The organism is Actinoplanes sp. CA-252034 (assembly GCF_050956125.1).
In the GTDB taxonomy this organism is placed as follows: domain Bacteria; phylum Actinomycetota; class Actinomycetes; order Mycobacteriales; family Micromonosporaceae; genus Actinoplanes.
In genome coordinates this window covers 5146445-5170075 of sequence record NZ_CP191846.1, presented here as the reverse complement: position 1 = coordinate 5170075, position 23631 = coordinate 5146445, and the positions used below count along the sequence as shown (strand labels likewise).

Genomic DNA, 23631 nt, shown 5'->3' with positions numbered 1-23631 from the left:
ACAGCACATGCGCATGCGCCCCCTCGGCCGCACCGGCATCCAGGTCAGCCCCTACTGCCTGGGCACCATGATGTTCGCCCCGTTCGGCAACCCCGACCCCAACGACTGCGCCAGGATCATCCACCGGGCCCTCGACGCCGGCATCAACTTCATCGACACCGCCGACGTCTACGGCGGCGACGGCGAAACCGAACGCATCGTCGGTGCAGCCCTGAAAGGCCGCCGTGACGACGTCGTCCTCGCTACCAAGTTCACCGGCGCCATGGGCACCGACCCGAACCGGCGCGGCAACTCCCGCCGCTGGATCGTCACCGCGCTCGAGGACTCCCTACGGCGCCTCGGCGTCGACCACATCGACCTCTACCAGGTCCACCACCCCGAACCCGGCACCGACATCGAGGAGCCCCTCGCCGCCCTGACCGACCTGATGCGGGCCGGCAAGGTCCGCGCGATCGGCCACTCGAGCATGCCGGCCGCCGACATCGTGGAAGCCCAATGGACCTCCGAACGACGTGGGCTGGCACGCTTCCGCACCGAACAACCGACCTACTCCATCCTCAACCGCAGCATCGAACGTGACGTCCTGCCGGTCTGCGAACGCTACGGAATGGGCGTGCTGACCTGGAGCCCACTCGCGTCGGGGCTGCTCACGGGCCGCTTCGGTCCCGGTGGTGAACAGCCCTCGGCCGGGCGCATGCACTGGGTGCCGAAGCACATGACCGATCCCCGCAACCACGCGGCCGTCGAACTACTCGTACCGATCGCCGAGCAGGCTGGTCTGTCGCTGACCCACCTGGCGCTGGCGTTCGTCGTCAGCCACCCCGCGGTCACCTCGGCGATCATCGGGCCGCGCACCATGGCCCACCTCGACGACCTGCTTGCCGGCGCCGGCACCACCCTCGACGACGACACCCTCGACCGCATCGACAAGGTCGTCGCGCCCGGGGTCAACCCGGGAACCCTCGACATCGCCTACACGCCGCCCGCCCTCGAGCACGCGGACCTGCGCCGCCGCCGCACCGGCGACCGCGCCGCCGCCTGAACGCTCCCCGCCGGGTGTCGAAGTCGGCGGTTGTCTGCACGGCTGACTGAAGGCCTCTGCAATGGCAACGCACTAGTCTCGGCCCGTGGATGACAGCCTTCTTCGTCGGCTCCGGGCCGAACAGGCCCGGGCGCTTCTCTACGACGCCGAACCCGACCATGCGGTGATGCTGGCCTGCGACTTGCTGGTGGCCGGTGTCAACGGCGACGCCGTGGTGGCGCTCGCGGCGGAGTCGGCTCGGACGTTGCCGGCACATGACGCGAACCGGCGCCTGGCGGCGGTCACCGCCGAACTCGGCCTCGCAGAACCGGACCTGGCGACTGCGGTGGAGCTGATCGCAGTCGACACTTGCGAGCGGATCCTCGACCGCAGCATTCCCGCCGAGGTGGGAACCCACCGTCTATACGTGGTGGGACATGAGGGCAGCCCGCTGGACGACCTGCTCGCGGCGGTCACCGCACTGGCCGAGCGTCTCGAAGATGACCTCGGCGGCCGCGCCGACAACGACCTGCGATCCCGGCTCGACGTGATGGCCCGGACCATCCTGAACCGCTTGGCAAGCAAGTCAACACCCTCTTAGACCCGTCGCCGTGGCCGACCGACAAGCTGACCGCACTGCGTCTCGGACGACGGTTGGTCACCGAGACTCTGCGGGCTTGGGAACTCAGGCCAACCGGTGAGCCGGCCGACCCGCTGGCCCGGCCTCCCGGCGCCCCTGCTTGGCGTTGTTTTTTCGCTGGAAGCTACGCCCGGCGCGTGAGAACGTGCCGGGTCACCCGGGCAGACGTGGCGGGCGTCAGAGGTGCAGGGTCCACCCGCGGTGGTGGGTGAGACGGACGACGGAGAGCGGGGCGACGGCGATGCCGGGTGTGGCGGGTGGCAGGCCGAGGGCGGCGGCGGCGAGCAGGCGGATGACGAGGGGGTGCGCGATGGCCGTACCGCTGCTGGTGGTTTGTCGTTGCAGCCAGCCGGTGAGGCGGTGGGTGGCTGTGGTGAGGGATTCGCCGCCGTGGGGTGTGGCTGCCGGGTCGGTGAGGAACCGTTGGAGGGCGGCGGGGTCGATCTGGTCGAGGGTGAGGCCGGTCCAGGTGCCGAAGTGGGGTTCGGTGAGGTTCGGGTCGTCGGTGACGGCCGGGGCGCCGAGGAGTCGGGCGGTCTGCCGGGCGGCGTGGGTGGGTGCGACGAGCCAGGGCCGGTCGTGGGGGAAGAGGCGTGGCAGGAGTGTGTCGGAGTGTTTCAGGGCGAGGGCGGCGTTGCGGCCGGCTTCGTCGAGGGGGTCGTCGCCGCCGAACACGGCCCGGCGTAGTGCGGGGGTGTGTCCGGCGGCGATGAGCCGTAGTCCGGTCATGCGGCGGGGACGGTCGCCTTCTGCCGGGCGGGGGTGAGCAGGCCGGCGAAGGTGATGCCGAGGGCGGTCCAGAGGATGGTCTGGGTGCCCAGTGACGAGATCCGGAAGTCCCACAGCAGGGTGGCCGGGAAGTCGTCGGGGACTTCGTGGAAGGTCGGTAGGAGTGTGTAGGCGATGCCGACGACGATGATGAAGGCGGCGGTGCCGGCGGCGGCGCGGCGCCACAGGTGGGTCTGGGTGCGGGCGGCGAGGACGGCGGCCCAGACGGCGACGAGGCCGAGGACCAGTACGGCCAGGTAGGCGGCGGTGCGCTGGTCGATGGTGTCGGGGTTGCCGACCGCCGGTGGGTTGGGTGGGTATTTGAGGTAGGGCACCAGGACTATGCCGGTGAGGGCGGCGGCGGCGAGGCCGAGGGCGGCCTGGGTGTCGCTGCCGGTGCGCAGGTGGCGGCGCAGCACGGTGTAGGCGGTGGCGAGGATGCCGCCGAGGGCGACGCCGTAGAGGCCGGTGGCCAGGAACAGGCCGACGGTGCTCTGGATGTCGCGGTCGACGAGGGGTTGCTCGGGGGTGTCGCCGGCGGGGGCGGCGGCCTCTTCGATGGCGATGGCCGCGTTGATGTGCGGTTCGCCGGTGAGGTAGGCGAAGCCGCCGGCGAGCAGGCCGGCGAAGAGGCCGGCCAGCAAGCCGCGGAGCAGGAGCTGGATGTAGCCGGGCCGGTGGTTCAGTGGCACGGGACACCGAGCAGGTGGCGGCCGTCGTGCATCAGCTCGTGCAGGTACATGCCGCTCTGGGAGAGGGCGCCCTGGTCGAAGGCGACGAGGTAGGCCAGCAGGAGCATGAGTCCGGTGAAGCCGGCTGCGGTGGCCAGGAGCTTGCCGGAGACCGCGGGCGTGGTGAGGGCTTGTGCCTTGGGCATGGTGGAGTGAACCTCCTACGGGATGACGCGTCCCGATCGATGGGGCCTGCGGCACGTGAGCGTCCTGACTCACCGGCCCTCTGGCTGAGGGCCCGTTCACAGTGGCGCGACCGCACCGGACTCTCACCGGTTTCCCTCACACACCGCAGATTGGCTGGTCTCAACCTAACGGCCGGGATGGCGGTGGCACAACCGGGCAGCGGTAGCATCCACGCCGGTCGCTGGGGTTCGGGGGTGGTTGCGGTGCGGTGGGTGGCGGCGCTCGTGGTGGGTGTGCTCGGTGGTGTGGTGGTACCGGTGATGCCGGCGGTGGCGGCGCCGTGTCTGGGTGCGGGCACGGTGACGGCGGGGGTGCCGGCGGAGTTGCGGGCGTATTCGCCGGAGCGGCTGGCGGGTTTGGCGACCGGTGCGGGGGTGCGGGTGGCGGTGGTCGATTCCGGTGTCGATGTGCGTAATCCGCAGCTCAAGGGTCGGGTGGCGGCGGGCCGGGATCTGTTGCACGGTGCGCCGGATGGGCGGCGGGACTGTGTCGGGCATGGGACGGCGGTGGCGGGGATCATCGCGGGTCTGCCGGATGCGGGTACGGGGGTGCGGGGTCTGGCGCCGGGGGCGACGATCGTTCCGGTTCGGGTGACCGAGGACACCGATACCAGGGGTCAGCAGCAGATTCCGCGGTCGCGGTCGAGTGCTGACGCGTTTGCCGAGGCGATCCGGTGGGCGGCGGGTGCCGGGGACGCTGACGTGATCAACATCTCGCTGGTGATGCCGGAGCCGGATCCGGCGGTGCGTGATGCGGTGGCCGCGGCGATCCGGGCCGGGGTGGTGGTGGTCGCGGCGGCGGGAAACGGTGGGGCTGACGCCGGGGTGGCGTATCCGGCTGGTTTCGCCGGTGTGGTCGGGGTCGGGGCGGTGGGGCAGGACGGGGTTCTGGCCGACTACTCGCAGCCGGGTGGTCACGTCGACATCGCGGCGTTCGGGGATCAGGTGACCGTGTTGTCGCCGGTTCGTGGTCACCGGGCGGTGCAGGGGACGAGTTTCGCGGCGCCGTATGTGTCGGCGACTGCGGCGTTGCTGCGCGAACGCTTTCCGGACGACAGTGCGCAGGAGATCGTGGACCGGCTGTTGCGGTCGGCGGATCCGGCGCCGGGTGGGGTTCGCAGCAGCCGGTACGGGGTGGGGCTGCTCAATCCGTACCGGGCGTTGTCGGAGGCGGCCGGGCCGGTGGTGGCGGCGGTGCCGCAGCAGGCGGTGGCGCCGGTGGTGGCGGCGGGCCGGGGTGTGGCGTGGCAGCGCGCCGGGGTGTTCGCTGCCGGTGGTGCGGGTGTGGCGGTGTTGGCGGGTGTGGTGGCCGCGGTGGTGGCGCGGGGACGGCGGCGGGGTTGGCGGGCTGCCGCCGACACCCATCGTCATGATCGAATGCCGGGATGATGTGGGACACCGTCACCGATGCTCTGAGTCGTCTCTACCCCCGGGCGCAGCCGTGGCATGTGAGCTATCCGGCTGAGGGTTTCGCGTTGTCGGCCGCGTCGGCGTATCCGGCGGACGGGCATTGGCATTACGTGTCGTACGGGTTGGGTGAGCGGCAGGGCTTCGAGTTGACGTTGCGGGTGGCCGGTGCCGGTGAGCAGCCGCCGCAGTGGCCGTTTCTGCTGCTCGACCGGGTTGCTGTGCTGGCCGGGTTGGCTGGTGAGGCGGGGGAGCCGTTCGAGGAGGGGCAGTGGGCCGATCTGGGTGCGGCGATCACGGGGTATCCGCACGGTGACGGCCCGCCGACCGGGTTGAGTGTGGTGATCCTGGCCGCGGATCCGGAGCTCGGTGACCGGTTCCTGCAGTTGGTCGGGGTGACCGCGGCCGAGGCGCAGGCTGGTGAGGTCGACAGTGATGATCCGTTGCTGGTGACCGATCCGGCGCGGGCCTGACGGCTGTCACTCGTGCGGGGCGGACCCGGCCGGTGCCGGGCGAGGTGACTAGGGTGCTGGTATGTCGACCGAGATCAGCGATCTGCTCGAGCATGCCGTGCCTCCGGTGATCGGCCTGGTCGCCGGGGTTGGTGACGAGCAGTTGGCCGGGGCCACGCCGTGCGCCCGGCTGGCGGTGCGTGACCTGCTGAACCATCTGTTTCAGGTGGCCCGTAACGCCCGGTTGGTGGCCGCGCGGCGCGACGTCGACTGGAGTGTCACCGTGGACGCGTTGTCCGGTGACTGGCGGCGGGTGTTCGCCGGTGACGCGCATGCCATGGTCGGTGCGTGGTCGCAGCCGGGTGTGCTCGACGGGGTGTCGCCCGGGATGGGGCTGCCGCAGCGCACGCTGGGGTTGATGATGGTGGTCGACCTGGTGGTGCACGGCTGGGATCTGGCGTCGGCGACCGGGCAGCCGTATCAGGTGGATGAGGTGCTGCTGGCGCCGACGGCTGAGTTCCTCGACACGATGGGTGACATGGGCCGGTCGATGGGCGCATTCGGTCCGGTGGTGCCGGTCGGCGCCGAGGTGGGCCGGTTCGGGCGGTTGCTGGCGTTGACCGGCCGCGATCCGGCGTGGTCGCCCGCCTGATGCGGCTGTTGGTGTTCGGTGGGACCGGCGGGCTGGGTGGGGAGCTGACCCGGCAGGCGGGTCCGGCGGCCGTTGCGGTGGGCAGCCGCGACGCGGACCTTCGTGACCCCGCGGCGGTACGTGATCTGGTGCGCCGGGTCCGGCCGGATGCGATCGTCAACGCCGCGTACCGGCAGGACGACTGGGTGGTCACCGCTGACGGGGCCGCTCATGTGGCGGCGGCGGCGCGTTCGTGTGGGGTACGGCTGGTGCACGTGTCCAGTGATGCGGTGTTCTCCGGTGTGGCGGGCCGGTATGACGAGACGTGCCCGCCGGCGCCTGCGACGGTGTACGGGGCGGCGAAGGCTGCGGCGGAGACGGCGGTGCGGGCGGTGGATGCGGGTGCGGTGATCGCGCGTACGTCGTTGATCGTCGGTGGTCCGCGGACGGTGATCGCCGCGCGGGTTCACGCCGGTGGGGTGTTCTTCACCGACGACGTGCGTTGTCCGGTGGATGTCGGGGACCTCGCGACGGCGTTGCTGGAGCTGGCCGCGTCGCCGTATGCGGGCGTGCATCATGTGGCGGGCGCGGATGCGGTCAGTCGTTACGAGCTGGCCCGGCTGATCGCCGCCCGTGACGGTCTGGACCCGGCGTCGGTGGTCGCCGGGTCGCGGGCGGCGGCCGGGTTGTCCGGGGCGGGCGATGTGCGGCTCGACTGTGCGTTCACGCAGGCGCGGCTCACCGTGACGCTGCGCGGGGCCCGCGACTTCCTCACGGCCGGGCCGGCCGGGCCGGGGTGACCCGGTTTCACGGCAGTTCCAGGTGCTCTCGCAGGGTGCTGCCGGTGTACTGGGTGCGGTAGATGCCGCGGTTCTGTAGTTCGGGGACGAGCCGGTCGACGATGTCCTCGATGGTGCCCGGCAGCAGCTGCGGCAGGATGTTGAACCCGTCGACCGCTCGCGCCGTCACGTATCGTGCCCATTCGTCGGCCACCTCGCCGGGGGTGCCGACGAACACGTTGTGCCGTGGCTGGACGTCGATGACGAGTTCCCGGCAGGATCCGCAGCGAGTCCCGGTGGCGGCCGTGTCCGGCCAGGCGTGTGGTCAGGTCGTCGGCGTAGGCGACGGCCTTGTCGTAGGCGGTGTTGGCGGAGAACACCGCGTCGGCGTGCCGGGCCGCCAGGTCACGGCCGCCGGGGGAGTCACCGGCTTGGAACAGCACGGGGCGGGCCGTGACGCTCGGGTGGGCGGTCACGTCGATCAGGTCGTCGTGGCGGTCCACCGGCTCGCCGGCCCACAGTGCCTTCGCGGTCTGCACGAACGCGTCGGCCCGTTCGTAGCGGCGCTGGTGCGGCAGCCAGCCGCCGTGTCGGAAGTTCTCGCCGGTCCAGGCGTTGTCGGTGGTCACGATGTTCCAGCCGGCCCGGCCGTGGGAGAGCTGGTCGAGGGTGGCGAGGCGGCGGGCCAGGTCGGCCGGGTAGTTGTAGGTGGTGTTCTGGGTGGCGACCAGGCCGATGCGGTCGGTGACGGCGGCCAGCGCGGCGAGTTGGGTGATCGCGTCCGGGCGGCCGGCGACGTCGAGTTCGAGGATCCGGCCGCGGTTCTCGCGCACGCGGAGGCCTTCGCCGAGGAAGAACGCGTCGAACAGGCCACGTTCCAGTGTCTGTGCGGTGTGGATGAACGTGTCGATGTGGGTGTGGTCGGCGAAGTCGGGTTCGGTCCAGATCAGCTGTGGGCCGACGCCGGTGAAGAAGACCCCGAGGTGCAACTGCGGCATGGGTACGGTCCTCTCAGGCGAACTGGTTGACGGGACGCGGTAGTCCGAGGGTGGCCCGTAACGTGTCGCGGGCCGGTGGGCGTGGCCCGATCGCGGCGGCCAGGGCCGGCAGGTCCGTGTCGGGGACGGTGGCGCTCAGGTGCACTCCGTCGACCACCCCCGCCAGCCGGTCGATGAGGTGCGGGTCGGCCGCTGTCAGGTCGGCGAAGACGAGGGCGGCGCCGTCGGTGCGTGCCTGCCGGGCCCGTGACGCGTGGTCCAGTGAGGCGAGTTGGGTGGCCAGGTGGAACGGCTCGGTCACTGTCGTGTGTAGTTGGGGCACGAGTCCGATGCGGGTGGTACGGCGTGCCAGGAAGGCCGCTGTCACGCCGGCGTCGGTGCCGGTTCCGGGGGTGTCGGGCAGGGTGACGAACGTGTATCCGGCCGCTTCGGCGGCGAGCACCCGGGCCTGGCTGTCGGCCTGCGCTGCGAGAAACATGCCCAAAACCTAGCGGCGAAATATGAATCCCCGGTGGTCACCTGTGTCACGTGCCGCCCGGATTGCCGCCGGAATGGATCTCCCCGGAGATCGCTCCAGTATCGCCGAACCGACAGGGCGCTGACCGAAAGGGTGAGCGTGCCGGGCCCGGAAGTCCCATCGGTGAATATTGAAGAACACTTTGATTAAGAGTTATGGTGGCCGCACTGAGCATTGACGGGGGCGGCGCGCGACAATTCACGGGGATAATCAAGATCGAGCCTGGGCAGAAAGTCCCGCCGCGCTATCGGTGAAGGGACGACAATGCCATGCGGATTCATCGTGCCTTAATAGCGGCTTGCCTTTTGTCGGCGTCATTCGTGGTCGCCGTGTCCGGCCCTGCGCCGGCCGCCGGCAGTGCACCACCGCACGATCACAGCACCCACAGCCATGCCCTCGGCGCCGGGGACGACGCCGAGCACCGCGCGCAGGACCTGGTCGGCGTGCCGATGCACGAGATCGAGAAGACGACCGCCGACAACGCCGCGCGCATCGAAGCCCAGACCGGCCAGCGACCGGGCCGCGCCCGGCTACGGGCCAGCGCCGACGCCGACCCGGGCGTGTCCGGCCTGTGGAGTCCGGTGGTCGGCACCCCGGTGGTGCCGGTGTTCACCGCGGTGCTGCCCAACGGCAAGGTGCTGATCTGGGACTCGGTCGGTGACAACGCGGCCGAGACCTACCCGACGCACGACTTCACCCGGGCCATGGTGTGGAACCCGGCCGACGACACCCACAAGCGGGTGGACCTGCAGGGCACCAACCTGTTCTGTGCCGGGTTCGCGCACCTGGCCAACGGCAACATTCTGGTCGCCGGTGGAAACGCCAACGCGCAGCTGGCCGGCACGGTGCGCACCTACGTGTTCAACTGGCAGAGCGAAACGTGGACCCGCGGCAATGACATGGCCGGCGCCCGCTGGTATCCGTCGGTGACGGAAATGGCGAACGGTGAAGAAGTGATCATCGGGGGAGGGCCCGCCACAGCCGAGGTGTATCAGACCAACGGTGCTATTCGCCCATTGCCGAACTTCACCAAATACAACGCCCGGATCTACCCGTTCATGATTTCCCGGCCGGACACCCAACTGGGCCTTTTCGGTCCTTATAACCCGGGCTACACGATCACCACCGCCGGAAACGCGGCGATCACCGGAACGGCGAACCGCGACACCATCACCCGTGATTACGGCAGTTTCTCCACCTTCGACGTCGGCCGGACGCTGGTCGTCGGCGGTGGCAACCTCACCGAGGACGGTGTGGCCAAACGGCCCACCCGCACCGCGGTCATCCTCGACAGCAACAAGGGCCTGACCCCGGCGGTCACCACCACCGGATCGATGTCGGTCGGGCGCCGCCAGCACAACGCCACCATCCTGGCCGACGGCTCGGTCCTGGTCACCGGCGGGCAGAGCAGCACCGCCCGCAACGCCCTGGTCGACCTCGACAACGCCACCACCAGCGCTGAACTGTGGAACCCGGTCACCGGACAGTGGACCGTGCTGTCGGCCGCCGACCGCATCCGGCAATACCATTCCACGGCCGCGCTGCTGCCCGACGGGCGGATCATGACCGGCGGGGGTGGGATCTGCGCGGCCTGCCAGAGTGCCGGCTACCTGGAGAAGAACATCGAGTACTTCAGCCCGCCGTACCTGTTCAAGTCCGACGGCAGCGGCGAGCCCGCCGACCGGCCGGTGATCAGCGCCGCCCCGGCCAGTGTCGGCATCGGCGCCGCCTTCACCGTCACCAGCCCGCAGGCCGCGACCGTGCGCAAGGTCGCACTGGTCGGTCTCGGCGACGTCACCCACAGCATCGACCAGGGACAACGCTACCTGCCGCTGAAGTACACGGTCTCCGGCACCACCCTGAGCGTGACCGGCCCGCCGACCGGCGGCGCCGCCCCGCCCGGCTGGTACATGCTGTTCGTCACCGACGCCGCCGGTGTCCCCTCGGTGGCCAGGATGGTGCAGGTCGCCAAGGCGCCGACCCCGCTGATGAGCCCGCTGAAGAACAGCACCGGCAAATGCGTCGACATCCCCAACTCGGCGTTGACCGCCCGCACCTACCTGCAGACCTACACGTGCAACAACACCAAGGCGCAGTCGCTGACCCGATTCACCGACGACACGCTGCGGGTGTTCGGGATGTGCGCCGACGTGCCCAACAGCAACTTCAGCAACGGTCAACGGATCTGGCAGTACGGGTGCAACGCCACCGGGGCGCAGCGCTGGCAGTTCCGTACCGACGGCACGGTCCGGCCGGTCACCAACACCGCCCTGTGCCTGGCCGCGACCGCCAACACCAACGCCGCCCAGATCAAGATCGTCACCTGTAGTGGGGCGGCCCTGCAGAAATGGACCTGGTGACCAGTGGCCGGCGACGTCAGGCGGTGAGGATCGGCGGCCGGGTGTGCCAGGTCGCCATCCGCACCACCGCGAAGCCGAGCGACTCGTAGAGCGGCCGGCCCGCCTCCGTGGCGACCAGCGTGAACACCTGGTCCGGGCGGGCCGCGATCGCCGCCGACAGCACCGCCCGGCCCAGCCCCCGTGACCGGTGCTGCGCGAGGGTGGCCAGCCAGTACAGGCCGGTGGCGTGCCCGTCGTCGAAGGTGTAGGCCGCGGCGGCGGGCGAGCCGTCGTCGTCGTGGGCCAGCCACACCCGCCAGCCGGGCAGATCCAGCACCCGCGGCGGCAGCGCCTGCCCCCGCGCCCACGGCTGCAGCTGCGGGAACGGGAACCCGTCGACCATCACCTGTTCGGCCGCGGCCAGCGTGTCCGGGTCACGGACCTCGACCACCGGAACCGCCGCCGCCTTCAGCCCACCCGGCGGCCGGTCCATCACCGGCATGCACACCGACCGCGAGTTCGGGAACACCGGTGCCGCGTCCGGGCTGGTGAACACGTCCTCCACCACGACCCGGCTCTGCAGGGCCATCCCCGCCACCTCCGCCACCGTCTGCGTGGTCGGCGGCTGCCGCAGGATCACCCGGGTCGAGCCGGGCCGGTCCACCCGCAGCAGCCGCTCGTCGAGGCGGGATCCGGGCAACAATGCGGTCCACATGGCCGCGGCATTGCGCAGGTAGATCACGCCCGGCAGGGTAGCCGATCACGGGCCCGTGACGAGGCCGATGATCCGGTCGACATACGTTCGGCGCAGCTGCGGTGTCGCCGGGACCAGTGCCGGAGTGGCGTGGGCGAGCTGCGCAAATCCCAGGTAGGCGCTCACCGCCAGCAGCGCCCGATGCGCGGCCTCCTGCGGCGGGCACCCCAGGCCCTCGAACAGCTGCGCGGTGTACGCCAGGCGCCGCGCCGTCACCCGGGCCAGCACCGCCGCCACGAGCGGATGGCCGGCCGTCGCGAGCATCGCCAGCTCGATCGCGTCGGCCCCCGGGATCGCCGTCGACTCGATCACCGCGCCGATCAGGGTCCGTAACCGGGCCTCCGGATCCGGCTGCTGCTGCACCATGGCGATGACCGCCTCGGTGTGGTCGGCCTCCCAGCGCAGCAGTGCCGCCTCGATCAGCGCGTCGCGGTTGGCGAAGTGCCAGTAGAAGCTGCCCTTGGTGGCGCCGAGGCGCGCGGCCAGCGGCTCGACGGCGACCGCGGCCAGCCCGCCGCGGGCCATCGCCTCCAGTGCGGCGGCGGTCCAGTCCGCGGCGGTGAGCTTGGTCGCGGTGGGCTTGCGGGTGCGGCGTTCAACCATCTCCATACGGTACGGTACGGTCGAACATACGCCACCGTATGGAGGGTTCATGACCGTCATCGACAACACCCACCAACGACTGCTCCCGGTCCCCGCCGCCACCGTCGGGCCCCTACTCGACCGCCTCGGCCGCCCCGGCGACGTGCTCTGGCCGTCACCGGCCTGGCCACCGGCGCGCCTGGACCGGCCGGTCGGCGTCGGCGCCACCGGAGGCCACGGCGCCATCCGCTACCACGTCACCGCCCACCGGCCCGGACGGCTCGTCGAGTTCACCTTCGACCCCCGCACCGGCCTGACCGGCACCCACACCTTCGACCTGCTCGACCACGGCGACAGCTGCGTGCTGCGGCACCGGCTCGTCGCCACCCCCACCGCCTGGATGCGGGCGCTGTGGCCGGCCGTCGTCGGGCCCTGCCACGACGCCGTCCTGGAACACCTGCTCGACAACGCCGAAATCGCCGTCACCGGCACGGTCACCGACCCGTACCGCTACCCGTGGCGGGCGCGACTGGCAGCCCGGTTGGAAAGCGTCCACGTCAGCGCGGTAGCCGTACCCGCCGACGCTCTCGCCCTGCGATCGGCGCTGCCGCAACCCGACCTCGCCGACGCCTTCGCCGCCCGGATCCCACCCGGCGCCACCACCGATGCGCAGGCCTGGGCCGACGCGATCTTCCGCAACCCGCCGCCCGCCGTCACGGCCCTGCTCCGGTTACGCAACATCCTCGTCGCGCCGTTCGGCATCGCACGCGGCGACCGCACCGCCTTCGACACCATCATCCGCACCGACCGCGAACTACTGCTCGGCACCGACGCCGGCCATCTCGACTTCCGCGCCTCGATCCTCGTCGACGCCGGCGACGACGACATCACCGTCACCCTGTCCACCCACGCCGTGGCCCGCAACCGCAGCGGTCGCGTCTACCTGGCACTGATCCGCCTGTTCCACCCGCCCGTGGTCAAAGCGATGCTGCGCCGCGCCGCCGCATCCCGCTGTCTGGCACCGCACCCGACCACGACACCGTAGAGTCCCGACCCGCCACGCCCGGCCCGGTCACGTGCCCCGCGCCACCGCCGTCAGCCAGCCGTCCACCCCGGCGAAGTCGTCGGCGGTCAGCCCCGTCCCCGCATCCACCCGGTGCACCAGCGCCGGCGCCGGATGAAAGTCCTCGACCCACCGCTGATCACGGCCGGTCACCTCGTCGTCGAGCCACACGAACGGGCGGCCCCGCGCCCACGCCATCACCGCGAGCGTCTTCCAGTGCAGCCCACTGCCGACGGCCCGATCCTCGTCCGGGAACGTCACCACCGGCAGCGGCGGCAACCCCAGACGCGGGCCGACCAGCTCGTTCGCCGTCTGCATCCACGTCGTGGCCCACACCAGATCACCACCCAGCGCCAGCAGCCGGGGTCCCGACGCCCGGATCGAGCCGGTGGATCAGCGGATGCCCCGACGGATCCGGCGGCACCGACACCGGCTCACCCGGGCGGGCCCGCAGCGCGATCAACGGCCCGTCGACGTCGAGGAAGATCAACGGCCGGACGCTCAGCCCCACGGCGCCCGCAACCCGCACGTCAGCATCGGCACCACGAACTCGCCGTCCGCGGTCTCCGGCCGCCCCGCCAGGTACTCCCGGATCCGCCGCAGCGTCTGCTCACGCCGCGACGGCTCCATCACCAGCACCCCCGCCCGTGTCGCCAGCGTCTGCACCAGCGAATCCGCCGTACGCACCTGCGCGTGCGCGAACCGGGCCCGCTGCGCCGACGCCGACACCATGCCCTCGGTCGCCGCCCGCCAGGCCGCCGGCGTGTCCCGCGGGCCGATCACCTCCGGACCGGCCACCCGCGCCAGACCCGCCACCCAGTCGACCCGGTCGTCGAGGGTGTTCCACAACCCGGCCAGCACCCCACCGGGCGCCAGCACCCGGGCGATCTGCGGCCCCGCGACCGCCATGTCGAACCAGTGCAACGCGTTCCCAGCGACCACCGCGTCCACCGAGGCATCCGGCAACCCGATCGACTCCGCGCTTCCCCTCAACGCCCGCACCTGCGGAAACCGCTCCCGCAACGCGGCCAGCATCGCCGGATCCGGCTCCACCGCCGTCACCTGCGCCCCGGCGGCCAGCAGCACGGCGGTCAACTTGCCCGTACCCGCACCCAGATCAAGAACCCGCACACCGGGCGCCGACTCGACCGCCCACCGCACGGCAGCGTCGGCGTAGTCAGGACGATGACGGGCATACGCGGTCGCGACCGACCCGAAGACCTCCATCCGGGCACCCTACAACTCGGTGGACGATTACCCGCGGCTGCGGCAGGCTGGCCAACTGTGCCGGACAACGAGGTCACCAAACTCCACGACGACGAAGTCGACATCGACACCGGCCTGGTCCGGCGGCTGCTGGCCGACCAGTTCCCACACTGGGCGGCGCTGCCCGTCCGGTACGTGGCCAGCTCCGGCACCGACAACGCCACCTTCCGCCTCGGCGACGACCTGTCCGTGCGCCTGCCGCGCACCCCGGGCACCACCGGCCAGATCGAGAAGGACCAGGCCTGGCTGCCCCGGCTGGCCCCACACCTGCCCCTGGCCGTCCCCGAACCCCTCGCGGCCGGCACACCCACCGGCGACTACCCGTTCACCTGGGGCGTCTACCGCTGGCTCGACGGCACCGCCTTCACCCTCGACGCCCTCGACGACCCGGCAGCCGCCGCCGGGCAACTCGCCGACTTCCTGCACCACCTGCAGCAGATCGACACCACCGGCGCCCCCACCCCACCGGACTCCCCGTTCAGCCGCGGCACCGCCCTCGCCCCCCGCGACGAGTTGTTCCGCGCCGCCGTCGACGAACTACGCGACGACCTCGACACCGGCCTGGCCCTGGCCGCCTGGGAAGCGTCCCTGCAAGCCGACACCTGGACCGGCCCGGCCCGCTGGATCCACGGCGACCTGATGCCCGGCAACGTCCTGGTCGCCGACGGCCGCCTCACCGCGGTCATCGACTTCGGCACCGCCTGGGCCGCCGACCCGGCCGCCGACATCCTCGCCGCCTGGCACCTGTTCGACGGCGACTCCCGGCAGGCGTTCAAAGACGCCCTCAAACCCGACGAGCACGCCTGGGTACGGGCCAGAGGCTGGACACTGTCGCTGGCGATCATCGCCCTCCCGTACTACCGCACCCGCCGAGACCCCGCCGAGACCCACGACAGCCTCACCTTCATCAACGAGCTCCTCGCCGACTTCACGACCGACCACCCCGGCAACCACTGATCGCCCTGGCCGCCCCGGACGCCCCGCCACCGCCGACGACGCGACTCTCCAGCTTGCCCGCGGTGTGGGCGGCGATCGGCGCGCAGGTGTCCAAGGACCGCGACAGTCGGCCCGGCGGTCAGCGCGGCGCTGGACGGATGACGCGCAGGGCGGCCGTGGCCGACTGCCGGCAACGATGGTCCCCGTCGATCGGGTCGTTCAAGCCCCAGTGCTCGATCCGGCTGTCGGCTTCGAGGAAAGCCGTCAACGCCGGCACTGCGGCCGGGCCGATCCGGGCAAGGTGATCCGCGACGGCGGTGTGAGCGGAGCCGAACGGACTCCAGCCCCAGGACTCGTCGAGCACGGCAGTCAGGACAGGCACCGTGTCGCCGGTGGCGCTCCACAGCGCGAACGCCGCCTCCACTCTGGTCGCCACGTCATTGTCGGCACTCAGCCGAGCGCGGATCACCGGCGCGTGTGCCGCGGCGACGGGACCCGGATGGCCCGGATCGGGGTTGCCAGCCGGGTGCCGGCGAGGCTCGGGCCAGGGATAGGCCGGCCGGGCCAGCAGGTCCGCCAGTGGCTCGACCGCCCGGGCATCACCCAGACGAGCCAGCATCACCACCGTCCAAGCCCACACCTCGGCGACCGGATCGTCGAGCGCGTCAGCGATCCGATCGGCGGCGGCGGCTCCAACACGGACCAGGCGCCGGGCGGCCGGCTCGGTGTCGTGCAGCCGATCCGCCAGCAGACCGATCATCTCGCCGGTCCGCGACCGCCGCTCGCAGGCGACAGCGTGGGCCGAACGCAGGGCCGATGCGCGCACAGATGGATGAGGCGACACCACCAGGCGTGCCACCAGATCCGTCCGGGCATCGGGCAGGCCGCCCAGGAAGGCGACGAGCCACGCGGCCAGCCCGCCACCGCGCAGGTGATGGTTGGGCCAGGGCACATCGTCCATCGCTTCGGCCAGGCGAACGTCGACCACCTCGGCGAACAGGTCCAGCATCCGATCAGGCACCGGCTCGGTCGTCGCGCACAACCAGCCCACCGCGGCGGCGAACCGCACGTCAGGCGGGCTGCCCTGGCCGGCCCACAGCGCAGCCGTCCACGCCACCACGTCCGAGGACCGGTGCTCCACCGCCACCTGCGCGAGAGCCGGCACCAGACTGATCCGTACGGCCGGGGACGTCTCGACCGCGAGGCGCTCCCGCAGCGCAGCCGTCACCTCGGGCGGTGGCCTCAACGCGCCCGCCAGGGCAGACGTCGAGGGTGACCGCTTCCCGTGCCGCCTGACAGGTCCACGCGACGGGGCGCCCGTACCCGTCCACGGTCACGCAGTCCTGTTCGTCGACCACCTGGAGAAAGGACGCGCGCACGTCCGTACCGAAGTGCTCCCGGTGTCCCACCTCGGCGGCAAGTCTCAGCAGGTCGCCGCGCTGGGATGCCGCAGGGTCAGCGGCGATTCGCAGCAGGAACGGCACCGCCAGGGCCCCGGTGACGTCGCTGATGCCCTCGTTGCGCACCATGGCCCACAGCTCGCCGAGGCTCCCGGCAGCGTGGCCGGGATCAGACAGCGCCCGCAGCAGGCCGGGAACGCTGTCGGGTGCCCAGCACTCGTCGGTGAACCGCGCCCAGGGCACGTCGTCCAACCTCGGCTCGCCGGCCGCACGCAGGGCCGCCATCACCCACCGCACGTCCTGCTCTCCGCCGGGCTCACCGATCTCCATCACGCCGCGAGAATGCCGTACCGGTACGACATTTCTGCGGAATGACCGGCCCCTTCAGCAGCATCGTCTCCCACGTGGACTCGGAGGTTGCGGGTGCGTCAGGTCGAGATGCCCGGCCGGGAGACCTGCGGCTTGAGCGCCTGCGGCACGTCGGTCCTGCCCGCCCAGGACGGTTTCTCGGCCGCTTCGGTGAGGGCGCCGAACTCGCAGTAGCCGATGCCGGGGACGTGGTCGGCCCGGGGCAGCGGCACGGGGGAGGCCATTGAGGAACATCGAACGAAAAGTAGCGCCAAGGATGAGTTCGGGGCCGGACCGGAGGCCGGTTTCGGGCGGGCAGAAGTTCATGACCGTCACTATGCTGCCGGGGCAGTCGGATTTTTCCGTCTATCTACGGGGGAAGTAATGCCTGCGGCTTCTGCTGCACGTTTTCGCTGGGGCTCCGTGCCCTATGGACGTTCGTCGTCCTCACTCTGATCGTCCAGATCGCCGGCTCCGGCGTGTCCGCCCGGGCGGCATCGGCCGACATGTCGATCACCGCCATCCGCGGCATCGCCGTGCTCGACGCGATCAAGGGCACGCCGTCGATCCGCCGGGCCGCCGAGACCGCGCTGCTGGGGACCGACCAGGACCTGCGCACCTACTATGACACCGGCTTCACCGCGGCCCAGCAGGCCGACCAGCGGGCCGCCGCGCAGTCGCTGGCCGCCATGGACGGTCCGTCGATGCGGGCCGCCGCGCTCAACGTGCTGAACGGCTCCCCGTCCCAGGTCGAGTCCTTCGTGCAGGGTGGCTGGACCTCGGCCTGGAACGCCGACGAGCGCCTGCGGGCATACCGCCTGATCGAGTCCGGCGGTCCCACGGTGCGAGCCGCGGCCCAGCGTGCGGTCAACGGCGGCACCGAGACGGTCGCGTCGTTCCTGTCCGACGGCCTGGACGCCGCCGAGTACGCCGACGACCGGCTGGCGGCGACCCGCATGCTGACCGGCGCCCCCAACGCCAGCGGCGCGGTGCTCAACGCGGCCGCATCGACGGCGCTCGGCGGCACCCCCGAGGAACTGCGGGAGTTCCTGCGCTGGGGTCAGTTCACGGCCCGGGCCCGCGACGCCGAGCTGGCGTCCATCACCAGCCTCACCGAGCAGGCCAAGCAGGCCGGCGAGACCACGTCGCGTGAGGCCAACCTGGCCGAGGAGTCGTCGGCAAGGGCCGGCAACGCGGCCGCCGAGGCCAAGAAGGCGGCGCAGGCGGCCGAGGCCGAGGCCCGTGCGGCCGGCGGTGACGCGAAGAAGGCATCAGCCGCGGCCGGCCGGGCCGCGGACGCCGCAGAGGGCGCGGCCGCCGCGGCGCGGGAGGCGATCGCAGCGTCGAACGCGGCGATGCGCGCGGCCAGCGTGGCCGCCGACGCGTCCCGCAAGGCGACCGCCGCGGCCGCTCTGACCGCGCAGGCGGCGGCCAAGGCGCAGCGGGCCGCCTCCGCGGCCCGGCTGAACGCCGGCGACGCCCGCCTGGCCCGCGAGGCGGCCGAAGCGGCCCGCGACGCGGCGGCCAAGGCGAAGGAGCTGGAACAGGTCCGCGCGGAACGGGACCGGGCCCTGGCCCAGGCCGGCGCCGCGTCGGCGTCAGCCAAACTGGCCAGCCAGAACGCGGATGCCGCAGGTGTCGCCGCGGACCAGGCGAGCCAGCAGTCCGGGGTGTCGCAGCAGCAGGCGCAGCGGGCCCGCAACGCCGCCGCGCAGGCGCGCCGATCGGCGGCGACCGCCGACCGGGCCGCCGACCGGGCCGAGGCCCTCGCGCGGCAGGCGCGCGAAGCGTCCGATGAGGCGTTCGCGTACGCCAAGTCGGCCGCGCAGCACGCCGACAACGCCGTCACCCAGGCGATCGCGGCGGCCGACGCCGCCGACCGCGGTCAGGTGTCCGCGGCCGAGGCGGCCAAACACGCGACGGCCGCGGTGGACGCCGCGAACGTCGCGGTCAACGCGGCCAACCAGGCGGTCGAGCTCGAGGCGCTGGCCCGGCAGGAGGACGCGGACCGCCTGGCCGAGTGGAAAGAGCAGGGCATCCACGCCGCGCAGGACGCGGTGCTGGTCGAGCAGGAAGCCGTCGCCGCCGGCGGTGAGCTGAGCGCCTGGAACCGCTCGCTGCTGTGGGACACGGCCGAGGAGGACCGCGTCAACGCGGCCACCCGGGCCCTGCTCAACGAAGCCACCGCGGCCGGCACCTCGCCCGCGGTGGCGGTCGACCGGGGTCGCCGGGCGGCCGTCGCGCTGCTCACCACCGGTGGCGAGTGGACCAAGGGCGCTGCCCAGGACGCCCTGGCCGGCACCGACGCCGAAGTCCTGCTCTGGCTGACCGAGGGCCGGCGGGCCGCGGTCGGGCAGGACGACCGGGCCCGGGCGTGGCGGCTGCTCGACACGCTGCCCGACGGTGCCGAGAAGACCGCGACACAGACGGCGCTCAACGGCAACGACACGGCCGTGGAGACGTTCCTGCGGACGCGCACCTACGCCGGCAAGGCGGCCAAGGACCGCCAGACGGTCTACGCGATGCTCACCGGCGCCGGCCCGAGCCTGACCGCGGCGGCCAACACGGCGCTGGCCGGCACCTCGGCCCAGATGCACCAGTTCATCCGCACGGGGCAATACAAGGCCCGGGCTGCCGACGACCGCATCGAGATCTACCGCGTGATAGAGGCCGGCGGTCCCGAGGTCAAAGCGGCCGGCGAGGTGGCCCTCAACGGCCCGGCCTCGTACCTGTCGTACTTCTTGGCCAGTGGCCGGTACGAAGCGGCCAAGCGTGACCTCGAGCAGGCGGCGCACATCCAGACCGTGCACAAGCTGATCGCCGAGGCCCAGCAGTACGCGCAGAAGTCGGTCGAGGACGCCAACCGGGCGATGGAGGCGGCCAAGCGGGCGCAGGGCTACGCCGACGAGGCCAATGCGGCCAAGACCCGCGCGAACACAGCCGCTACCCAGGCGATCACCTTCTCCAACCAGGCCCAGGCTTCGGCCCAGGACGCCAAGCGGTCGGCCGACCAGGCGGCGCAGTCGGCCGTCACCGCCCGCGACGCGTCCAACCGGGCCCAGGCCAGCGCAGCCGCGGCCTCCCGGTCGGCAGCCACCGCGACCGCGGCCGCGCAGCGAGCCCGCAACGACGCCGCCGCGGCGCTGGCGGCCAAGCGGGACGCCCGCGCATCCGCCGACGCGGCCGGGGCGGACGCCGCCGCGGCGGCCCGGGCCGCCAAGGAAGCGTCCGACATCTACACCGAGCGGCTCAAACAGGCCGAGAAGGACCGGCGCAGCACCGCGCCCGGCAGCGGTCCGGGCGGGGACGGCACCGCGGCCGACAACCACAAGACGTGGGGCTGTCTGTCGCTGGACCCGGCGAACCTGTCCAAGGAGTGCCTGACGGTCTTCAAGGACTTCGCCGACGCCCTGATCAACCCGGCCAAGTGCGCCGCGCCGGCCAACAAGGACACCACCGGGTGCTCGATGCTGGGCGACCTCAAGCAGTTCGTCGCCGAGAACAAGGACGTCCTGCTCGACATCCTGCAGTTCACCCTGATGGCCTGCGGTCTGATCCCGGGCGCGGGCGAGGTCTGCGACGGCATCGACGCGGCGGTGTCGTTCGGCCGCGGCGACTGGCTCGGCGGCCTGCTGTCGCTGGGCTCGGCCATCCCCGTCGCGGGCTGGCTGGCGACCGGCGCCAAGGCGTGGAAGAACTCCGACCGGTTCCGCAACGTCCAGAACATTCTCGACAAGCTGCGACGACCGGCGGTGGACTGCAACAGCTTCGTGGCCGGCACCCGCGTGCTGCTCGCCACCGGGCGCTTCGAGGACATCGAAGACGTCGAGGCCGGCGAGAAGGTCGTCGCCACCGATCCGGTCGCCGGGCGCACCGGGGTCCGGGCGGTGACCACACTGATCCGTGGCACCGGCGTCAAACATCTGGTCGACATCTCCGTCGACCAGGACCACGACGCGCGTACGGCGCCGACCGTCGTCACCGCCACCGAGGGCCACCCGTTCTGGGTGCCGGCCTCGAAGGCGTGGGTCCAAGCCGGTGACCTGGTGGCCGGCTCGACCGTGGCGAACGGGGCCGGCAAGCCGGTCACGATCACCGCGCTGGCGTCGCGCAACGAGGAGACCACGGTCTTCAACCTCACCGTGGCCGGCATGCACACCTACTACGTGGCGGCCGGCAACACGCCGCTGCTGGTGCACAACGCCAACTGCGTACCGGCGATGCTCGACGATGCCTCCGAGAAGTACGTCAAAGACAAGCACGTACAGGGCGGGCCGAAGGTCGAGGACAGCAAGGGCGTCTTCGACGGCACGGTGGATCTCGACGATCTCGTCGACGAGGCGAACAAGTGCCCGTGCAACGGACCGAACAAGGACGGCCACTACGAGCGCGAGGCGAAGGCCGACCAGCCGGTCGGCCGGACGTCGAAGGACAGTGGCGCACAGATCACGAGTTGTTACATGGTGGTTCAGGACAGGTGGGGCGGCGTGCGAACGATGTACCCGATTCCCTGCAAGGACTGAGCGTCGACGACCGTAGGGTTGGCCGGCCGGGGTGTGCCATGCCCCGGCCGGCCATTTCGTGAAGGAGGCACGGCGGTGGGGTTCGGGGTGTATGTCGAGAACCAGGTGCACGAGCGACGCTATGCCGGCGCGGAAGCGGGCTCCTCGCTGCAACGCCTGGTGGCGGCGAGCGACCGGGAGCAGCACCACCTGGTGTCGAGGATCGACTCCTACGGCGACACCATGATCAACCTGATCCAGCTGCCGCAGCTGACCGCGGAGCTGGACGAGATCGCGAGCCGTAGACCGGAGCTGCGGGTCGACGTGCAGACGCTGGAGGCGCTCATCGAGGAGGCGACCCGGGCACGCGGATATCTCTGGATCTCCGGTGACTGAGTGGAACTTGGAAATGCCCCGGGCCGGCAAGGATGATCGTAGGGTGCTGGTCGAGGTCGAGAAGGTGCGCACGTTCCCCTGGAGCCCCTTCCCGATCGCTCAGATCCAGACGCCGATCGGCCGGACGGCAGTGCCCTGGCACGGCCCACCGGATACGCCGCTCGGGCAGTACGACGTCGAGTGGACGATCGACACCGACGTCACCTGGGGTCTGACCGCGAAGCCCGCAGCCGAGAGCGCGCCGGCCATCCTGGCTGGGGGCCACTGCGTGATCCTGCGCGGACGTCTGCGACTGACGCCCGACGGCGCCGGGGTCCTCGATCTCAGCGGCTCGTTGATCATGCTGGACTTCGCGGAGCCTCCTCCACCGGAGACGGACGGCACCTGGATTCAGATCTACGTCCCTCACGGAGACGTCCATCTGTATCCGTACGAACTCTGAACACCGCTCGCGCTGACACCCGCTTGACGTCGCTGACGTGACCACGCCGTCTCCGCCGGGCTTCGACGGGCGGGTCAGCCGCGCCTCCGAGGCGCCAATGAGCCGCCAGGTCAGGCGAGTCTCCGCCACCCGGTTCTGAGAGACGCGCTGAGACCCCCCCCGTCAGGTCAGAAGAGAGCTGACAAACGTCTTCCCAGCACTCGTGACGGCAGGCTCTTGGGTTAATTATCGAATTACCGTTACTGGCAATCCATTAATAGTTCGAGAAGCTCGAAACGGACATAATGGGCGTACATCATAAGATCCGTTCTGGTGTAACCAGAAATGTCAGACCCCAGGTCTACGGTTCGAGCCATGGAACAGCCGGATTCAGGGGGACAGATCAAGTGCCGGTACTGCCGCAAGATCTGGCCGCCGGAGCACTTTCGGACCGCTCGGGGTAAGCCGTCCACGCACTGTCGCGCGTGTCTGGACGCCAAGCGCGAAGAAACCCGGCTGAGACGCGAGCGCATGGGGCCCGCCGGTGTGCGTGCGGCGAATCTGTGGGACAAGTACCGGATCACCGTGGAGCAGTACGACGCGTTGCGAGCGGCTCAGCAGTACCGATGCGGGATCTGCGGCACCCATGAGGACGACATCACCGTGATCCTGACCGGCAGACCACGACTGGACGGCACACCGACGGCTCGCGCGGTGCGGCTGGTGGTCGATCACTGCCATAACAGCCGACGGGTTCGTGGACTGCTCTGCAACAACTGCAACACGATGATCGGGCTGTCCTCCGAAGACCCGGCCATTCTGCGCGCCGGTGCCGCCTATCTGGAGGCCAGCATGCTGCAGTGACGGGCACGGGTTCGGTCCACGAACCGACATCTGCCGATCGCAGTGGCGTCGGGTAGGGAGCGGTGCATCCTCGCGACTGCACGGCGGCGGCGTGTGGGCTGCTGCTGGGGGCGCCGGTCGGTTAGCTTCTCGGGGTGGGGTTCATTGACAAGATCGCCTGGATTCAGGTGGAGGACGGGGCGATTCTCAGCACCCGGTCGGTGGGGCGCGACGTCTACTACCTGCCGGGCGGTAAGCGCGAGCCGGGCGAGAGCGACCTCGACACGCTGGTGCGCGAGATCCGGGAGGAGCTCAGCGTCGTGATCGTCGCCGACAGTGCGGTGCATGTGGGCACCTTCGAGGCGCAGGCGCACGGGCACCCGGACGGCACGATCGTGCGGATGACCTGTTACACCGCCGACTTTCGCGGTGAAGTGCGGGCGGACAACGAGATCGAGCAGATCGCGCGGCTGACGTATGCGGATCGGGACCGGGTCTCGGCGGTGGACCAGATCGTCTTCGACGCGTTGCTTCGGGCCGGGTTGCTGCGCTCGGGGACGCGGTGACCGGAGGGCCCGGTGTGCCCCCCGTAGGAAAGTGCGGGGTCCCGCAAGACGCCACGTGGTGAGGAGCGGGGTGCGCAGGACGCCAC

At 71.2% G+C, this 23631-nt stretch carries 25 protein-coding genes, 2 pseudogenes and 1 riboswitch; of the genes and pseudogenes, 14 read left to right on the top strand and 13 right to left on the bottom strand.

What is annotated here, in order from left to right:
• Positions 1-7: 7 nt before the first annotated feature.
• Entirely contained in the window at positions 8-1042 is a 1035-nt protein-coding gene (locus ACQPZW_RS23580; RefSeq protein WP_433797096.1) for an aldo/keto reductase, read from the top strand.
• An 85-nt stretch (positions 1043-1127) separates the two neighbouring features.
• Entirely contained in the window at positions 1128-1622 is a 495-nt protein-coding gene (locus ACQPZW_RS23575; RefSeq protein WP_433797095.1) for a hypothetical protein, read from the top strand.
• Positions 1623-1838: 216 nt separating this feature from the next.
• On the opposite strand, the gene ACQPZW_RS23570 is transcribed toward ACQPZW_RS23575, so the two are convergent.
• Genes ACQPZW_RS23570 through ACQPZW_RS23560 form a run of 3 tightly spaced genes read right to left on the bottom strand, consistent with a single transcriptional unit; the run spans position 1839 to position 3306 of the window.
• Positions 1839-2390 carry a histidine phosphatase family protein gene (locus ACQPZW_RS23570; RefSeq protein ID WP_433797094.1) on the bottom strand — a complete coding sequence of 184 codons (552 nt, stop codon included), beginning with the start codon at positions 2388-2390 and terminating at the stop codon, positions 1839-1841.
• A complete protein-coding gene (locus ACQPZW_RS23565) occupies positions 2387-3121 on the bottom strand; it encodes a CbtA family protein (RefSeq protein ID WP_433797093.1) in 735 nt (244 codons plus the stop codon). The genes ACQPZW_RS23570 and ACQPZW_RS23565 overlap by 4 nt, the downstream gene beginning before the upstream one ends.
• Complete coding sequence (locus ACQPZW_RS23560; RefSeq protein ID WP_093617645.1) at positions 3112-3306, bottom strand: CbtB domain-containing protein; 195 nt, start codon at positions 3304-3306, stop codon at positions 3112-3114. Before ACQPZW_RS23560 ends, ACQPZW_RS23565 begins: the two co-directional genes overlap by 10 nt.
• Before the next feature lie 8 nt (positions 3307-3314).
• Positions 3315-3468: riboswitch (adenosylcobalamin (AdoCbl) riboswitch) on the bottom strand.
• A gap of 72 nt (positions 3469-3540) precedes the next feature.
• Here ACQPZW_RS23560 and ACQPZW_RS23555 point away from each other — a divergent pair.
• The 4 genes from ACQPZW_RS23555 to ACQPZW_RS23540 all read left to right on the top strand — a co-directional run bounded on the left by ACQPZW_RS23555 (position 3541) and on the right by ACQPZW_RS23540 (position 6635).
• Positions 3541-4734, top strand: a complete 1194-nt coding sequence (locus tag ACQPZW_RS23555; protein ID WP_433797092.1) for a S8 family serine peptidase — start codon at positions 3541-3543, stop codon at positions 4732-4734.
• The gene (locus tag ACQPZW_RS23550) at positions 4731-5225 is read left to right on the top strand and encodes a suppressor of fused domain protein (RefSeq protein WP_433797091.1); all 495 of its coding nucleotides are present in this window, start codon (positions 4731-4733) and stop codon (positions 5223-5225) included. Before ACQPZW_RS23555 ends, ACQPZW_RS23550 begins: the two co-directional genes overlap by 4 nt.
• Before the next feature lie 61 nt (positions 5226-5286).
• Positions 5287-5856 (top strand): TIGR03086 family metal-binding protein, encoded by a 570-nt coding sequence (locus ACQPZW_RS23545; RefSeq protein ID WP_433797090.1) that lies wholly within the window; start codon positions 5287-5289, stop codon positions 5854-5856.
• Positions 5856-6635 (top strand): sugar nucleotide-binding protein, encoded by a 780-nt coding sequence (locus ACQPZW_RS23540; RefSeq protein WP_433797089.1) that lies wholly within the window; start codon positions 5856-5858, stop codon positions 6633-6635. The genes ACQPZW_RS23545 and ACQPZW_RS23540 overlap by 1 nt, the downstream gene beginning before the upstream one ends.
• Before the next feature lie 7 nt (positions 6636-6642).
• Here ACQPZW_RS23540 and ACQPZW_RS23535 read toward each other — a convergent pair whose 3' ends face one another.
• The 3 genes and pseudogenes from ACQPZW_RS23535 to ACQPZW_RS23525 form a co-directional block, all read right to left on the bottom strand.
• Entirely contained in the window at positions 6643-6852 is a 210-nt protein-coding gene (locus ACQPZW_RS23535; RefSeq protein ID WP_433797911.1) for a hypothetical protein, read from the bottom strand.
• Positions 6853-6895: 43 nt separating this feature from the next.
• Positions 6896-7612, bottom strand: a pseudogene (locus tag ACQPZW_RS23530) (LLM class flavin-dependent oxidoreductase); the annotation flags it as partial.
• 13 nt (positions 7613-7625) lie between these two features.
• Entirely contained in the window at positions 7626-8090 is a 465-nt protein-coding gene (locus ACQPZW_RS23525; protein WP_433797088.1) for an LLM class flavin-dependent oxidoreductase, read from the bottom strand.
• 359 nt (positions 8091-8449) lie between these two features.
• Here ACQPZW_RS23525 and ACQPZW_RS23520 point away from each other — a divergent pair, with 359 nt between their 5' ends.
• A complete protein-coding gene (locus tag ACQPZW_RS23520; RefSeq protein ID WP_433797087.1) occupies positions 8450-10489 on the top strand; it encodes a galactose oxidase-like domain-containing protein in 2040 nt (679 codons plus the stop codon).
• A 16-nt stretch (positions 10490-10505) separates the two neighbouring features.
• Here the strand turns inward: ACQPZW_RS23520 and ACQPZW_RS23515 are convergent, their stop codons facing one another.
• Complete coding sequence (locus ACQPZW_RS23515) at positions 10506-11210, bottom strand: GNAT family N-acetyltransferase (protein ID WP_433797086.1); 705 nt, start codon at positions 11208-11210, stop codon at positions 10506-10508.
• A gap of 18 nt (positions 11211-11228) precedes the next feature.
• Positions 11229-11825, bottom strand: coding sequence for a TetR/AcrR family transcriptional regulator (locus tag ACQPZW_RS23510; RefSeq protein WP_433797085.1), 597 nt, complete (start codon positions 11823-11825; stop codon positions 11229-11231).
• Between the two features lie 49 nt (positions 11826-11874).
• Between ACQPZW_RS23510 and ACQPZW_RS23505 the strand changes: the two genes are divergently transcribed.
• Entirely contained in the window at positions 11875-12849 is a 975-nt protein-coding gene (locus ACQPZW_RS23505; protein WP_433797084.1) for a DUF2867 domain-containing protein, read from the top strand.
• 27 nt (positions 12850-12876) lie between these two features.
• Here ACQPZW_RS23505 and ACQPZW_RS23500 read toward each other — a convergent pair.
• A pseudogene (locus ACQPZW_RS23500) lies at positions 12877-13357 on the bottom strand (HAD domain-containing protein).
• Between the two features lie 11 nt (positions 13358-13368).
• Positions 13369-14094: a class I SAM-dependent methyltransferase gene (locus ACQPZW_RS23495; protein WP_433797083.1), complete on the bottom strand. Its 726-nt coding sequence runs from the start codon at positions 14092-14094 to the stop codon at positions 13369-13371.
• Positions 14095-14151: 57 nt separating this feature from the next.
• On the opposite strand from ACQPZW_RS23495, the gene ACQPZW_RS23490 reads away from it, so the two are divergent.
• Positions 14152-15090, top strand: a complete 939-nt coding sequence (locus tag ACQPZW_RS23490) for an aminoglycoside phosphotransferase family protein (RefSeq protein WP_433797082.1) — start codon at positions 14152-14154, stop codon at positions 15088-15090.
• Between the two features lie 118 nt (positions 15091-15208).
• Here ACQPZW_RS23490 and ACQPZW_RS23485 read toward each other — a convergent pair whose 3' ends face one another.
• The 3 genes from ACQPZW_RS23485 to ACQPZW_RS23475 form a co-directional block, all read right to left on the bottom strand.
• Entirely contained in the window at positions 15209-16138 is a 930-nt protein-coding gene (locus ACQPZW_RS23485) for a hypothetical protein (protein WP_433797081.1), read from the bottom strand.
• A 1-nt stretch (position 16139) separates the two neighbouring features.
• The gene (locus ACQPZW_RS23480; protein ID WP_433797080.1) at positions 16140-16802 is read right to left on the bottom strand and encodes a hypothetical protein; all 663 of its coding nucleotides are present in this window, start codon (positions 16800-16802) and stop codon (positions 16140-16142) included.
• A 95-nt stretch (positions 16803-16897) separates the two neighbouring features.
• Entirely contained in the window at positions 16898-17062 is a 165-nt protein-coding gene (locus tag ACQPZW_RS23475; protein ID WP_433797079.1) for a hypothetical protein, read from the bottom strand.
• A 261-nt stretch (positions 17063-17323) separates the two neighbouring features.
• On the opposite strand from ACQPZW_RS23475, the gene ACQPZW_RS23470 reads away from it, so the two are divergent.
• The 5 genes from ACQPZW_RS23470 to ACQPZW_RS23450 all read left to right on the top strand — a co-directional run bounded on the left by ACQPZW_RS23470 (position 17324) and on the right by ACQPZW_RS23450 (position 23545).
• Positions 17324-21340: a polymorphic toxin-type HINT domain-containing protein gene (locus tag ACQPZW_RS23470; RefSeq protein ID WP_433797078.1), complete on the top strand. Its 4017-nt coding sequence runs from the start codon at positions 17324-17326 to the stop codon at positions 21338-21340.
• 75 nt (positions 21341-21415) lie between these two features.
• Positions 21416-21715, top strand: coding sequence for a hypothetical protein (locus ACQPZW_RS23465; RefSeq protein ID WP_433797077.1), 300 nt, complete (start codon positions 21416-21418; stop codon positions 21713-21715).
• A gap of 43 nt (positions 21716-21758) precedes the next feature.
• Positions 21759-22157: a hypothetical protein gene (locus tag ACQPZW_RS23460; RefSeq protein ID WP_433797076.1), complete on the top strand. Its 399-nt coding sequence runs from the start codon at positions 21759-21761 to the stop codon at positions 22155-22157.
• A 354-nt stretch (positions 22158-22511) separates the two neighbouring features.
• Positions 22512-23000 carry an endonuclease domain-containing protein gene (locus tag ACQPZW_RS23455; RefSeq protein WP_433797075.1) on the top strand — a complete coding sequence of 163 codons (489 nt, stop codon included), beginning with the start codon at positions 22512-22514 and terminating at the stop codon, positions 22998-23000.
• A gap of 134 nt (positions 23001-23134) precedes the next feature.
• Positions 23135-23545, top strand: coding sequence for an NUDIX hydrolase (locus ACQPZW_RS23450; protein ID WP_433797074.1), 411 nt, complete (start codon positions 23135-23137; stop codon positions 23543-23545).
• The last annotated feature ends 86 nt before the right edge of the window (positions 23546-23631 follow it).

Coding starts and splice junctions, on each gene's coding strand:
- ACQPZW_RS23580 (WP_433797096.1), top strand. CDS start 8: ATGCGCATGCGCCCCCTCGGCCGCACCGGCATCCAGGTCAGCCCCTAC.
- ACQPZW_RS23570 (WP_433797094.1), bottom strand. CDS start 2,390: ATGACCGGACTACGGCTCATCGCCGCCGGACACACCCCCGCACTACGC.
- ACQPZW_RS23560 (WP_093617645.1), bottom strand. CDS start 3,306: ATGCCCAAGGCACAAGCCCTCACCACGCCCGCGGTCTCCGGCAAGCTC.
- ACQPZW_RS23550 (WP_433797091.1), top strand. CDS start 4,731: ATGATGTGGGACACCGTCACCGATGCTCTGAGTCGTCTCTACCCCCGG.
- ACQPZW_RS23545 (WP_433797090.1), top strand. CDS start 5,287: ATGTCGACCGAGATCAGCGATCTGCTCGAGCATGCCGTGCCTCCGGTG.
- ACQPZW_RS23540 (WP_433797089.1), top strand. CDS start 5,856: ATGCGGCTGTTGGTGTTCGGTGGGACCGGCGGGCTGGGTGGGGAGCTG.
- ACQPZW_RS23525 (WP_433797088.1), bottom strand. CDS start 8,090: ATGTTTCTCGCAGCGCAGGCCGACAGCCAGGCCCGGGTGCTCGCCGCC.
- ACQPZW_RS23510 (WP_433797085.1), bottom strand. CDS start 11,825: ATGGTTGAACGCCGCACCCGCAAGCCCACCGCGACCAAGCTCACCGCC.
- ACQPZW_RS23505 (WP_433797084.1), top strand. CDS start 11,875: ATGACCGTCATCGACAACACCCACCAACGACTGCTCCCGGTCCCCGCC.
- ACQPZW_RS23495 (WP_433797083.1), bottom strand. CDS start 14,094: ATGGAGGTCTTCGGGTCGGTCGCGACCGCGTATGCCCGTCATCGTCCT.
- ACQPZW_RS23475 (WP_433797079.1), bottom strand. CDS start 17,062: ATGGCCTCCCCCGTGCCGCTGCCCCGGGCCGACCACGTCCCCGGCATC.
- ACQPZW_RS23470 (WP_433797078.1), top strand. CDS start 17,324: ATGTCGATCACCGCCATCCGCGGCATCGCCGTGCTCGACGCGATCAAG.
- ACQPZW_RS23455 (WP_433797075.1), top strand. CDS start 22,512: ATGGAACAGCCGGATTCAGGGGGACAGATCAAGTGCCGGTACTGCCGC.